This window comes from Kitasatospora sp. NPDC041988 (genome assembly GCF_055588525.1).
The window spans coordinates 1-11,941 of record NZ_JBVJCO010000089.1 but is presented as its reverse complement, the minus strand read 5'-3'; the positions used below and the strand labels follow the sequence as shown (position 1 = coordinate 11,941).

10 protein-coding genes are annotated in these 11,941 nt (G+C 72.6%); 8 read left to right on the top strand and 2 right to left on the bottom strand.

From position 1 onward, the window contains the following. The coding region (locus ACZ6NC_RS41385) for a response regulator transcription factor (protein ID WP_465739064.1) at positions 1–196 on the bottom strand (196 nt) is incomplete at its 3' end. Between the two features lie 260 nt (positions 197–456). Here ACZ6NC_RS41385 and ACZ6NC_RS41380 point away from each other — a divergent pair. The 5 genes from ACZ6NC_RS41380 to ACZ6NC_RS41360 all read left to right on the top strand — a co-directional run bounded on the left by ACZ6NC_RS41380 (position 457) and on the right by ACZ6NC_RS41360 (position 4,305). Then, positions 457–1,308 (top strand): universal stress protein, encoded by an 852-nt coding sequence (locus ACZ6NC_RS41380; RefSeq protein ID WP_465739063.1) that lies wholly within the window; start codon positions 457–459, stop codon positions 1,306–1,308. Between the two features lie 79 nt (positions 1,309–1,387). After that, positions 1,388–2,266, top strand: coding sequence for a universal stress protein (locus ACZ6NC_RS41375; RefSeq protein WP_465739062.1), 879 nt, complete (start codon positions 1,388–1,390; stop codon positions 2,264–2,266). A 170-nt stretch (positions 2,267–2,436) separates the two neighbouring features. Continuing rightward, complete coding sequence (locus ACZ6NC_RS41370; RefSeq protein WP_465739061.1) at positions 2,437–2,718, top strand: dsRBD fold-containing protein; 282 nt, start codon at positions 2,437–2,439, stop codon at positions 2,716–2,718. Positions 2,719–2,805: 87 nt separating this feature from the next. Then, a complete protein-coding gene (locus tag ACZ6NC_RS41365; RefSeq protein ID WP_465739060.1) occupies positions 2,806–3,660 on the top strand; it encodes a universal stress protein in 855 nt (284 codons plus the stop codon). A 111-nt stretch (positions 3,661–3,771) separates the two neighbouring features. Then, complete coding sequence (locus tag ACZ6NC_RS41360; protein ID WP_465739059.1) at positions 3,772–4,305, top strand: flavodoxin family protein; 534 nt, start codon at positions 3,772–3,774, stop codon at positions 4,303–4,305. Between the two features lie 21 nt (positions 4,306–4,326). On the opposite strand, the gene ACZ6NC_RS41355 is transcribed toward ACZ6NC_RS41360, so the two are convergent. Further along, positions 4,327–5,646: a M64 family metallopeptidase gene (locus tag ACZ6NC_RS41355; RefSeq protein WP_465739058.1), complete on the bottom strand. Its 1,320-nt coding sequence runs from the start codon at positions 5,644–5,646 to the stop codon at positions 4,327–4,329. Positions 5,647–6,039: 393 nt separating this feature from the next. Between ACZ6NC_RS41355 and ACZ6NC_RS41350 the strand changes: the two genes are divergently transcribed. The 3 genes from ACZ6NC_RS41350 to ACZ6NC_RS41340 all read left to right on the top strand — a co-directional run bounded on the left by ACZ6NC_RS41350 (position 6,040) and on the right by ACZ6NC_RS41340 (position 11,721). Then, positions 6,040–7,782, top strand: coding sequence for a SulP family inorganic anion transporter (locus ACZ6NC_RS41350; RefSeq protein WP_465739057.1), 1,743 nt, complete (start codon positions 6,040–6,042; stop codon positions 7,780–7,782). A 219-nt stretch (positions 7,783–8,001) separates the two neighbouring features. Next, the gene (locus ACZ6NC_RS41345; RefSeq protein WP_465739056.1) at positions 8,002–8,955 is read left to right on the top strand and encodes a polyphosphate kinase 2 family protein; all 954 of its coding nucleotides are present in this window, start codon (positions 8,002–8,004) and stop codon (positions 8,953–8,955) included. Positions 8,956–9,006: 51 nt separating this feature from the next. After that, positions 9,007–11,721 carry a cation-translocating P-type ATPase gene (locus ACZ6NC_RS41340; RefSeq protein WP_465739055.1) on the top strand — a complete coding sequence of 905 codons (2,715 nt, stop codon included), beginning with the start codon at positions 9,007–9,009 and terminating at the stop codon, positions 11,719–11,721. The last annotated feature ends 220 nt before the right edge of the window (positions 11,722–11,941 follow it).

The window sequence follows — 11,941 nt, the reverse complement described above, 5'->3', positions numbered from 1 at the left end:
GCAACCGCACGTCCAGGACCGCGACCTGCGGCCGCAATGCCGGGACACGGGCCAGTGCCTGCGCGCAGGTGCCGGCCTCACCGACGACCTCCATGCCGGGCTCCGCCTCCAACAGGTCGCGCACCCCCCGCCGGACCACCTCGTGGTCGTCCAGCAGGAACACCCGTACGGGCCGGTCGGGCTCCGTCGCGTCCATCGCCGGCTCCCCGGGGGTTGGCGTCGTCTCCCGAACGATTCTGCGCGCCGGACCGCCGAGCCGCACCGTCGCGCCGCAGCAGAGGAAGGGATCAGCCGGACCGGACCCCCGTGACCGGGCTCCGCAGGCGGTGGGCAACCGGCGTCTGCCGCTGCTGCCGGGCGGCGCCGGGCATAGCCTGGACGCAAGCCCGAACGCCGGGTCCGCCACGAGCAACGGGCCGCCCCGCGATGCCGCCCCGCAATCCGGAGGTGCCGGCCATGAAGAACCCTGTCGTCGTGGGCATCGACGCCTCGGAGTCGAGCGAGCAGACCGTCGACTGGGCGTCGGACGAGGCGTGGCTGCGGGAGGCGCCGCTCCACCTGGTCCACGCCTGGTTCGGTGAGACCGCGCACGCTCCCGCCGGCCGCGAGACACGACTCACCAAGGACGCGGGAACCGCTCTCCTCGACGCGGCACGCGAGCGGGTCCTGCTCCGGCACCCCGGCCTCGACATCACCGCCACCCTGGTCGACGACCACGCACGTGAGGCCCTGGCCACGGCCGCCGAGGGCGCGCTCCTCCTGGTGCTCGGCGCGCGGGGTTCGGGGGGCTTCCCCCGGCTGCTGCTCGGCTCGACCAGCCTTCACGCCACCGCTCACGCCCCCTGCCCGGTCGTCGTGGTGCACCCCACCGAGGCCGAGGCCGGCGGCGCGGTGGTGGCGGGCGTCCAAGGCAAGGAACGGGACGACGAAGTGCTCGCGTACGCCTTCGACTCCGCGCTGCACCGGAACCTCCCCCTGCTCGTGCTCCATGCCTGGGCCTACCCGCTGGTCGCCGGCCCGGGGCACGAGCTCCCGCTGGTCTACGAAGAGAGTCACATCGCCGCCGAGCACGAGCGGCTGCTCTCCGAGGTGCTGGCCGGCTGGCGTGAGCGGTTCCCCGAGGTCGCCGTCACGGCGACCTCCGTGCGCTCCAACCCGGCCCGGGAGCTGGTCGCCAGATCGCAGGGGCAGCGGCTGGTCGTCGTCGGCCGGCACGGGGAGCACCGCGGCCCGTTCGGCAGGCTCGGTTCGACCGGCCAGGCGGTCGTCCAGCACGCCCACTGCCCGGTGGCCGTCGTTCCGGGCTGAGCCCCCGCGATGTCGACGCGGGACAGCCCTGTGGAAACAGGGCCGGCCATCACGGGCCGTCCGACCCGGTGGAGGAGCCATGACATCCGCCAGCAGGAACCGTCCGATCGTCCTCGGTGTGGACGCCGTCGCCCCGGGGCCGATGGTGGTGGCCTGGGCCGCCGACGAGGCCGACCGCCGCGGACTGCCGGTGCGGATGGTCCATGCCCTGCCGCCGATGTCCCAGGATCCGCATGCCTTCGAAGCGGGGCGGTACCGCAAGGAGCTGCGCGAGCGCGGCGACCAGGCCCTGGACGGGGCCGCCGCCCTCGCCCTCCGACGGCACCCCGACCTGTCGGTGGCGACGGCCGTCGCAGAGGACGTTCCCGCCGTGGTGCTCTGCCGGGAGTCCGCCCACGCCGAACTCGTCGTCGTCGGCTCGCGCCGGCTGAGCCGACTGGAGGAGGTGCTGAGCGCCTCGTCGGTGGCCGTGCCGGTGAGCGCCCAGGCCCACTGCCCGGTGGTCGTCGTCCGCGAACCGGAGGATGTCACCCAGGACCAGCCGTACCTCGTCGTCGGTGTGGACGGCAGCCCGTCATCCGCAGCGGCCGTCGACTTCGCCTTCGACCTCGCTGCACGGCGCGGAGCCGCACTGCGCGCCGTCTGGGTCTGGCGGTCGCACCTGATCGGCCGTGTCGACGAGGAGGCCGCCGTCCAGACCCTGCGGCGGCTGCTGACCGAGAGCACGGCCGGACGCCGGACCGTCCACCCCGACATCGCGCTCACGCACGAGGTGGTGCGCGGCCACCCCGTCGAGGAACTGGCCAAGGCCTCCGAGCACGCGCTCGGCGTCGTGGTGGGACGCCGCGGGCGCGGCGGGTTCACCGGCATGCGGCTCGGGTCCGTCCCGCACGGCCTGCTGCACCGCGCCCACTGCCCGGTCTTCACGGTCCCCACTCCGCCTGAGGGCGGGCACTGAGCACGGCCCGCCGGGCGGGACCGCCCGCCGTCGTCGCCCGCTCCCCTCGCCGACCCACGGCCTGCGGTTACAGGATGGAGGGACCGGACGACACCCCCGACCCCACCCGGCGGGCGTGAACACCCACGGGACCGGCCCCGCAGGCGGCCCCCGAAGGAACGGACCTGGACATGGACGAGCGCACCGCACCCCCGTCAGCCCGGACCAAACAGTGGACCCTCCGCCTGGACCTCTTCGAGGAGGGCGACACCACCAAGGTGCACGCCGTGCTCGACACCGGTGACAACACACTGGAGAGCCGGACCACAGCTCACCGCAACCCGCATGACGACCCCGTGCCGGAGATCGGCGACGAGTACGCCGCCGGGCGTGCCCTGGTGGACCTCGGGCACCAACTGCTCCGCGCCGGACGGACCGACGCGGCCGCGAACGACACGCCGCCGGATTCCTGAGTCGCTGACACGGCCCCGATCGTCACGGGCCGCCGGGGCACCGCCCAGGCGTCGACTTCGGCTTCGCCCATTCACTCGGAGGACATCGTGAACGGACCGGTCGTGGCGGGCTTCGACGGGTCGCCCGAGAGCGTCGCCGCCACCGACTGGGCGGCCCGCGAGGCGCTCGGTCGCCGGCTGCCCCTGAAACTCGTCCAGGCCTGGCCCTGGCCCAGGACCGATGTGCTGGGCACCTCCGACGCCGTCACCTGGAGCAGGCAGCAGCTGGCCTTCCGGGAGGCCGATCTGCGTGCCCGGTTCCCGGGAGCCGAGGTGACCTCCGCCCACGTGCCGGAGGACCCCGCCACGGCGCTGGAGGCCGCGGGCCGGGACGCCACGATGCTGGTGCTCGGGTCGCGCGGGCTCAGCACGCTGCGCGGCTTCCTGGTCGGGTCCGTCAGCCAGGAAGTCCTCCGGCGGGCGACCTGCCCGGTGGTACTCGTCCGGGCCGACGACTCCCCGGACGGCGCAGCCGAGCGCGAGGTCGTCCTCGGCCTGGACCTCCGGCACCCGTGCGACGCCGTGATCGCCTTCGCCTTCGAGGCCGCCGCCCTGCGCGCGGCACCACTGCGCGCCGTCCACGCCTGGGACCAGCCGAACGGCAGCGCGTACATGGCCTTCGCGGCGATCGGCAACACGGTCGAGGATCTCGCGCTGGCCGAGCGGAAGGAGCTCACGGACGCACTGCGGCCCTGGCGGGACCGCTACCCGCAGGTGCCGGTGACGGCGGACCTGGTCCGTGGGAGTGCCGCCGGGGTCCTCGTCGAGGAGGCGGCCCGGGCCGGGCTCGTGGTGGTCGGCCGCCGCACTCACCGCGCGCCGATCGGCACGCACATCGGGTCGGTGGCCCACGCCGCCATCCACCACGTCCACTGCCCGGTCGCGGTCGTCCCCTACAGCTGACGCGCCGGCATCTCCGGTACCGGTGGGTCCTGTCGGCGGCACGGTCAGGGCCGAACGACCCACGCCCGGCACGCGAGCGGCGCGGCACGCTGGAAGGGAGAGGTGAGAACCATGCACACAGTAATCGTGTACGAGAGCATGTACGGCAACACCCGCGAGATCGCCGAAGCGATCGCCGAGGGCGTCCACGAGGCCGCGCCGGACGCCGCGGTCGACTGCATCCCCGTGGCAGAGGCCGGCACCGACGTCACGCGGACCGCCGACCTCCTCGTGGTCGGTGGACCGACCCACATGCACGGCATGTCCTCAGGTCTCAGCCGCCGGATGGCCGCCTCCGCCGAGGCGAAGAAGGAGGGACGCGAGGACGCCGCGCGGGAGGCCGCCGCGACCGCGGAGGGCCAGGGCCTGCGCTCCTGGTTCCACGGCCTCCCGAAGACCGAACCCGGCACCCACGCGGCAGCCTTCGACACCCGCGCCGACATGCGGATGAGCGGCAGCGCGGCCGAGGGCATCGCACAGCGGCTCTCCCGCCACCACTACGACGTGGTGGCCGAACCCGAGGGATTCATCGTCGAGGAGGCCGACGGTCCCCTGCGGGCCGGTGAACGGGACCGGGCCAGGGCATGGGGCGCAGCACTGGTCTGACCTGCCGTCTGACGCGCATGGTCAGCGGGTGACGCTCCAGACCAGGCTGCGGGTCAGCGCCGGGGTCAGGGCCGGGTCGATGACGGCCGAGGTGGGGTCGTTCGCAACGGCCTTGAGCTCGTGGGCCGCGGGCTTGGGGCCGGTGGGGCCGAGGTCGGCGATGGCGATCGTCTTGCGGTCGCGCAGGGCCGTCACCTCCTTCCCGTCGAGGTACCAGAGCAGCTTGGTGCCGGAGACCGGGAGGTCGACGGTGAGGCGGTCGGTCGCGGTCAGCCGGGTGGTGACGGGCGTGGCGCTGGAGAGGGTGGAGGCGTGCCGGTAGAAGCCGGCGATCATCGCCTCGCGGCCGGGGAGGTTGAACTCGCGCCCCAGGGAGCGCATCACGGAGTTGTCGGTCGGCCGGTTGAGGCCGGACGGGTGGTTGCCGGCGCCCTGGTAGGCACCGACGGTGCCGCCGTCGGGCGAGGTCTTCCCGAGCCAGCGGTACCACTTGACCTTGTCCTGGCGCATCCGGTCGGCGCTCAGGGTGGTGATGTTGGGCTGCGGGGGCTCCGCGCCGCGGTAGGGCTCCTGGCCCTCGGTGACGTACTCGTCCGCGAGCTTGCCCAGCGAGTGGCCGGTCTCGTGCACCGCTATCTGGCCGGACGCGCCGTTGCCGCCCGCCACGGTGGCGATGCCCTCGTACCCGAGCGGCGACTGGGTGCTGCCGTAACCGGCGCCACCGTACTTGGCGGTGTTGGCGACGACGATCACGAGGTCGGCCTGCGGAGCCTTGGCGGCGTAGGCGTCGACGGCCTTGATGTCCACGCACAGCAGCCGCTCGATGGAGTTGCACCAGAAGTGCGAGCCGAGGGCGGTCTTGCGGACGGTGGTCTGCTTCGGGTCCCCGGAGACGCCCGACTGTGCGGAGACGGCGTCCACGGCCCACACGTTGAACAGCTTGCGATAGGTGGCGTAGGGCTGGACGGCGCTGATGTCCTTCCACTTCGCGGCGGCGTCCTTGCGGAACTTCTCCTGCTCCGAAGCCGTGTAGCCGTCGCCGATCATGACCACGTCCAGCTTGCTGTCCGTGCTCCCGTTGTTGACGATCTTCGTGACGGCACCGTCCCCGGCGGCGGCCGCGCCCATGGACGGCTCGGCGACGAAGGGGGACGCCCCAGGGACCTCGGCCCGGCTGATGGCGCCGTCCTCGGCGAAGACCTCGACGTCCTGGTCAGCCGGGGAGGCGGTGACGGCGACCGGGTCGGACGGGGTGGCGGCCGCCGGGCCGACGCCGACGGCGAGGGCCGCCAGCGTCGTGGCGCCGGCCAGGAGGACCGAGGTGAACCTGCTGTTGCGCAAGGGAGTTTCTCCGAAATCGATGGGCAGCGAAGAGCGGTGACGAGCAGTGCCAGGACGTGACGTGGGGCGCCGCCGCACGGTCCCGCGCCGTGCCGCCGCCGTCCGCCGCCAACACGGCTGCACAAGGCCCGAGCTGACGTGGCGACAGCATCAGGGCACCACCTCACCGGTGGATACGGCCGACTCCCCAGGAACGGTTCACACCGGGCTGCCGCCGCCCCCGCCACACTCCTGGACCGCGCGCGCCACCGGAGGAGCACAGAGGCCCTCCGTGATCGGCCGTCAGAAGGAGGTCGGACGGTTCCGACGATCCGGCACGGACGCGCTGGGCGAGGCCTCCCTCGGTGCCGTGCGTCTCTGCCGCATCATTGGGCGGGGGACGGAAGGAGACCCATGCCGCAGCCTGTCCCGCGGAGCGGCGGATGGCGCCCCTCCCTTCCCGCACTCCCCGGGCTCACCGTGCTCAGGGGCTATCGGCGGGCATGGCTGCGCGGTGACCTGCTGGCCGGTGGCACCGTCGCGGCGTACCTCGTGCCGCAGGTCATGGCCTACGCAGGTGTCGCCGGTCTGCCGCCGGTCGCGGGGCTCTGGGCGATCCTCCCGGCACTGGCGGTGTACGCCTTCCTCGGTTCGTCCCGGCTGCTGTCGGTGGGGCCCGAGTCGACGACGGCGCTGATGACCGCCACCGTGGTCGGGCCGCTGGCGGGCGGGAACGCCGACCGCTACGCGGTGCTCGCCGCCACGCTCGCCGTGGTGGTCGGCGCGCTGTTCGCGCTGGCGTGGCTGGCGCGGCTGGGATTCGTCGCCGACCTGCTCTCGCGGCCGGTCCTGATCGGCTATCTGGCCGGGGTGGCGCTGATCATGATGGTGGACCAGTTGTCCAAGCTCACCGGCGTCGAGGTGGAGGGCGAGGGGTTCGGCCCGCAGCTGAGGTACTTCGTGCGGCACCTCTCGGAGGCGGACACCGCCACCATGGTCTTCAGCGCGGCGGCGCTGCTCTTTCTCTTCGCCCTCAACCGCTTCCTTCCCCGGTTCCCCGGTCCGCTGCTGGCCGTGGTCGTCGGCACGGCGGTGGTGGCCATGTTCGGTCTTCAGGACCACGGCATCGCGGTGATCGGAGAGATCCCGGCCGGGCTGCCCAGCCTCTCCCTCCCGGACCTGGGCGAGGTGCACCGTCTGGTGCTGCCCGCGGCCGGGGTGCTGCTCGTCGGCTACACCGACGTGATCCTCACGGCGCGGGCGTTCGAGTCCCGCGCCGAGGGCGAGCAGTTGGACGCCAACCAGGAGCTGTTCGCCCTGGGCGGGGCCAACCTCGGCGCCGGCCTCCTGCACGGGTTCCCGGTGAGCAGCAGCGCCAGCCGCACCGCGCTCGCCCAGTCCGCCGGCGGGCGCACCCAGGCGTACGCGCTGACGGCCGGTGTCGTGGTGCTCGCCGTGCTGCTGTTCCTGAGCCCGCTGCTGAAGTACACGCCGACGGCGGTGCTCGGCGCGCTGGTCGTCTTCGCCGCGACCCGGATGATCGACGTGTCGGGGCTGCGCCGGCTGAAGGGGTTCCGGCGGCGGGAGTTCCTGCTGGCGATCGGCTGCCTGGTCGGGGTGCTGGCCCTGGACATCCTGTACGGGGTGCTGGTGGCCGTGGGGCTCTCGGTGGCGGAGCTGCTGAGCCGGGTGGCCCGCCCGCACGACGCCGTCCAGGGTCTGGTGCCCGGTGTTCCCGGCATGCACGACATCGACGACTACCCGCAGGCCCGTACCGTTCCCGGGCTGGTCGTCTACCGCTACGACTCGCCGCTGTTCTTCGCCAACGCGGAGGACTTCCGCAGCCGGGCGCTGGCCGCGGTGGCCGAGGAGACCGACCCGGTCCGCTGGTTCGTCCTCAACGCGGAGGCCAACGTGGAGGTCGACATCACCGCGCTGGACTCGGTGGAGGCGCTCCGTGCCGAACTGTCCGGACGCGGCGTCGTCTTCGCCCTGGCCCGCGTCAAGCAGGACCTGCGGGGCGAGCTGGACGCGTACGGGCTGACCGACTCCGTCGGCACGGACCGGATCTTCCCCACGCTGCCCACCGCCGTGGCCGCCTACCGGGCCTGGGCCGACGGCGACGGCCCCGAAACGCGGACCACCGACCGGCAGTGAGGGAGGACGGCCACCCGGACGGCGGTGCCCGGCTGGACTGGCCCGACGGCCGGCCGGAGGGTGGCAGGTACCGACGTCCACCGGACGGTGGGCCGGGTCACCGCGCAGTGGAGACGGCCGCGCACCGGGCCGGGACCGAACCGGGCCTCGCCGACGGCGGCCGAAGGGGCCGGACGGGCGACCCGAGCCCGTCGTGACCGAGAGGAAGCGGTGTCGGCGATGCCGGACAAGCAGGCCAGACGGATCGCGAAGTTCATCGAGCCGCTGCGTGTGGAACCGGGCTCACGGGTGGACCTCGCCGAGGACTTCGACCCCCGCTACAAGGCCCGGATGAAGAAGCGGGACGGCGCCGGGCTGTTGCGCACCGGCGTCGGCCTGCTCGCCGAGTACCAGGCGAAGCTGGCCGCCCAGGACACCTACGGTGTGCTCCTCTGCCTCCAGGCGATCGACGCGGGCGGGAAGGACGGGACGATCCGCCACGTCATGAGCGGCGTCAACCCGCAGGGCGTGCACGTCAGCAGCTTCAAGGTGCCCTCCGCCGAGGAGCTCGACCACGACTACCTGTGGCGCTACGCGTCGCGTCTGCCGGCCCGCGGGGACATCGCGATCTTCAACCGGTCGCACTACGAGGAGGTCCTCGTGGTGCGGGTACATCCCGAGAACCTCGACCGCCAGCGGCTGCCCGAGGAGGCGAAGGGGCGCGACGTCTGGGCCCGCCGCTACCGGGAGATCAACGACTGGGAGCGCTACCTCTGCGACAACGGGTTCAGGGTCGTGAAGATCTTCCTGAACCTCTCCGAGGAGGAGCAGCGCGCCCGCTTCCTGAAGCGGATCGACCTGCCGGAGAAGAACTGGAAGTTCTCGGCGGCGGACCTTCGCGAGCGCGAGCGGTGGGACGAGTACCAGGCCGCCTTCTCCGAGATGCTGTCGGCCACGAGCACCCCGTGGGCGCCGTGGTACGTCGTGCCGGCCGACCGCAAGTGGTTCGCGCGCATCTGTGCCGCCGCGGTGCTCGTGCACACGCTGATGGAGATCGACCCCCGGTACCCGACCGTCGGCAAGAAGGCCCGCAAGGAGCTGCGGGCCGCCAAGCGGCTGCTGGAGCAGGAGGCCCCCGATGGCGCGGCGCGCGACCCGTACGCGGCCGAGCACCGGAACGGGCACCGTGGCTGAGCACCACAGGGGCCGACCCGCCGCGAGGAACGGAGCACGGGAGGTGCGGGTATGACGGCGCAGGCTGACCGGCCGGGCGCGGGCCCGGCCATGCGGCCCTGGTACGCGACGCCGCCTCAGGAAGTCGCGGAAAGACTCGGCGTGGACCCGGAGGTCGGGCTCTCGGCTGCCCGGGCGGCGGACCTGCTGGCCGCGAACGGCCCCAACGCGCTGCCGGAGGAGAAGGCGCGGCCGGGCTGGCTGCGCTTCCTCGACCAGTACCGCAGCTACATGCAGATCATCCTGGTCGCCTCGGCGGTGGTGGCGCTGGCGATCAAGGAGTGGAGCACCGCGATCCTGCTGATCGTCCTGACGCTGTTCAACGCGGTCGTCGGCCTGCGGCAGGAGGGCAAGGCCGAGAGCGCGATGAACGCCCTGCGGTCGATGATGAAGACCACGGCCCGGGTCCGGCGGGACGGGGCCGAGGCGGAGATCCCGGCCGAACAACTGGTGGTCGGTGACGTCGTGCTCATCGCCGCCGGCACCACCGTCCCCGCGGACGGGCGGATCGTCCGGGCCAGCTCGCTGCAGATCGACGAGTCGGCGCTGACCGGCGAGAGCGTTCCGGCGCTGAAGGACGCGGGCACCCTGACCGGCGACCGGCTCGGCCCGGGCGACCAGTCCACCATGGCGTTCATGAACACCCCGGTCACCCACGGCAGTGGTGTGCTGATCATCACCGGGACGGGTGCCGGGACGGAGCTGGGCAAGATCTCCGGGATGCTCTCGGCGACGAAGAAGGAGCAGACGCCACTCACCCGGGAACTCAACACCCTGACGCTGTGGATCGCGGCGGCGGCCGGCCTGACCATGGTGGTGATGTTCGCCCTCGGCCGCAGCCGCGACCAGGCCTGGGACGCCCTGTTCGTCAGCGCCGTCTCGCTGGCCATCGCCGCCATTCCCGAGGCCCTGCCCACCGTCACCCAGGTGATCCTCTCGGTCGGCAGTCTGAACCTCGCCAAACGCAACGCCATCGTCAAGGAACTGCCGTCCGTGGAGACCCTGGGCTTCACCTCGGCCATCAACTCCGACAAGACCGGCACCCTGACGATGAACCAGATGACCGTCGTCGAGGTCCTCAGCCCCACCGACCGCTACACCGTCTCGGGCAGTGGCTACGGCCTGGAGGGGCGGATCCACCACGCCGCCGGATCCTCGGCGGGCATCGAGGACGCCATCCTGCCGTACCTGATCGCCAGCGATGCCAAGCTGGTGGACGGCACGGTGATCGGCGACCCGACCGAGGGGGCGCTGCTCGTCCTCGGCCACAAGGCCGGCCTGGACATCGACGCCACCCGGGAGCGCTACCCCCGGCTCGCCACGCTGCCGTTCGATCCCGAGTACAAGCTGATGGCCGCCTTCACCTCGGCCGTGGACGCGACGGGCCGACCGGTGGTCCGCTGCTTCGTCAAGGGCGCTGCGCCCGCCGTCATGGCCCGCGCCACCACCGCACTCGCCGCCGGCCGCGCCGTCCCCTGGGACGCCGGCCTGCGGGGCCGCGCCGAGACCCGGTCGGAACGGATGGGCGGCGAGGGCCGCCGGGTGATGGCGGCGGCCGAGCGCGACCTGGACCCGTCGGAGTTCGACCCGGGCGGCGACCTGCTCGCGCTCGTCACCGACCTGCGGATGACCAGCCTGGTCGGCATGGTCGACCCGCCCCGAGCGGAGTCCAGGGACGCCGTGGCCAGCGCCCAGGCCGCCCACATCCGGGTCCGCATGGTGACCGGTGACGACGTCACCACCGGGGAGGCCATCGCGCGGCAGCTCGGGATCCCCGGCGACGCGATCCTCGGAGCGGACTTCGCCGCCATGCCGGAGCACGAACGGCTCGCCCGGATCGACGGCATCGGGGTGGTCGGCCGCGTCGCGCCCGAGCACAAGGTCCTGCTCGCCGACGCGCTCAAGAAGAAGGGCGAGGTCGTGGCGATGACCGGCGACGGGGTCAACGACGCACCCGCCATCAAGGCCGCCGACATCGGCATCGCCATGGGCAGCGGCACCGACGTGGCCAAGAACGCAGGCCGGATGATCCTCTCCGACGACAACTTCGCCACCATCGTGTACGCCGTCGAGGAGGGGCGCAAACTCTACGACAACCTCACCAAGTACATCCGGTTCGTCCTGATGCTCCTGGTCACCTTCGTCCTGACGTTCCTCGGCGCGACGGTCTTCAACATCGCCGCCGGCGAGCCGTTCACCCCGCCGCAGGTGCTGTGGATCCACTTCGTCGTCAACGCACCCTTCGGCTTCGCCCTCGGATTCGACCTGGCGAGCCCCGGCCTGATGCGGCGCACCCCGCGCCCGCGCGGCGAGGCGTTGCTGACCAGGTCCGTCATGGTCACCGTCGGACTCAGCGGACTGGCCGTCACCGTGGCCCTGCTCCTGCTGATCACACTGGGCGACCACCACTACGGCAGCCTGAAGACCGGTAGCTCGATCGCCTTCACCGCCTTCGCGCTCTGCCTGATCGTGGCGGCCTACGAATGCCGCAGCGAACGCGCCACCGCGTTGAGCACCAGCACCTTCGACAGCAGACCGATGAACCTGGCAGCCCTGTCCGAGTTCGTCCTGGCGGTCCTGGTGACCCAGATGGATGCCCTCCGCCGCATCCTCGGCACCACCGAGATCACCCTCGCCCAGTTCGGCTGGGCCCTGCTGGCCCCCGTGGCGCTCCTGCTCCTGTGGGAGTCGGGCAAGCTCATGGCCCGACTCCGCCGGCGGCACTGACCGGCATCGTGGCCGCGGTCCATCTCATCGGAGCTCTGCGCCGTTGGTCGCGCACGGGTCCTGGGGGGGGGGGGGGGGGGGGGGGGGGGGGGGGGAGGAGGGGAGGGGGGGGGGGGGGGGGGGGGGGGGAAAAGCAAAAAGGAAGGGGGGGGGGGGGGGGGTGTGGGGAATAGAAGCCCACTCGAAAAACGAAGGCAGACGAAAAAAGTTGCGCTTTTCC

Coding starts and splice junctions, on each gene's coding strand:
- ACZ6NC_RS41380 (WP_465739063.1), top strand. CDS start 457: ATGAAGAACCCTGTCGTCGTGGGCATCGACGCCTCGGAGTCGAGCGAG.
- ACZ6NC_RS41375 (WP_465739062.1), top strand. CDS start 1,388: ATGACATCCGCCAGCAGGAACCGTCCGATCGTCCTCGGTGTGGACGCC.
- ACZ6NC_RS41370 (WP_465739061.1), top strand. CDS start 2,437: ATGGACGAGCGCACCGCACCCCCGTCAGCCCGGACCAAACAGTGGACC.
- ACZ6NC_RS41360 (WP_465739059.1), top strand. CDS start 3,772: ATGCACACAGTAATCGTGTACGAGAGCATGTACGGCAACACCCGCGAG.
- ACZ6NC_RS41350 (WP_465739057.1), top strand. CDS start 6,040: ATGCCGCAGCCTGTCCCGCGGAGCGGCGGATGGCGCCCCTCCCTTCCC.
- ACZ6NC_RS41345 (WP_465739056.1), top strand. CDS start 8,002: ATGCCGGACAAGCAGGCCAGACGGATCGCGAAGTTCATCGAGCCGCTG.
- ACZ6NC_RS41340 (WP_465739055.1), top strand. CDS start 9,007: ATGACGGCGCAGGCTGACCGGCCGGGCGCGGGCCCGGCCATGCGGCCC.